The following is a 357-nucleotide window of genomic DNA, read 5'->3' on the forward strand; positions in this document are numbered from 1 at the left end:
CTTTGAGGGATATAACATTGAAGTTGATTTGAAAAATATAGTAGGTTCAAAAGAAAATTTTAAAAAATATATAATTGCAAATAGTAAAAGTATTACTCCAAAAGGAAACAATGCATTTTATCATGAAGCTTTTGGAAAAGTTATATATGATACTGTAGAACAAAAGGAAATCTTAAAAAGTTTAATATTAATATTGAACCAATCTTTAGATAAAAGTTTCAATTTAACAGAAGAAGAAAGAAAAGTTATTAAAGAAGAGGTTTTATCAAAAATACTTTATTATATAAATATATTTAAACATCCTGGATTTAAACAGGAGGAAGAATATAGGCTTGTTTTTACTTTAAACAAAGATAG

1 protein-coding gene is annotated in these 357 nt (G+C 22.7%); it reads left to right on the top strand.

The features are described 5' to 3' along the window. Positions 1-28 precede the first annotated feature (28 nt). A partial coding sequence (locus CSGHG_RS19255; RefSeq protein ID WP_235700093.1) for a DUF2971 domain-containing protein occupies positions 29-357 on the top strand: 329 nt, incomplete at its 3' end.

This window comes from Clostridium senegalense JC122 (genome assembly GCF_000285575.1).
Lineage (GTDB): Bacteria > Bacillota > Clostridia > Clostridiales > Clostridiaceae > Clostridium_J > Clostridium_J senegalense.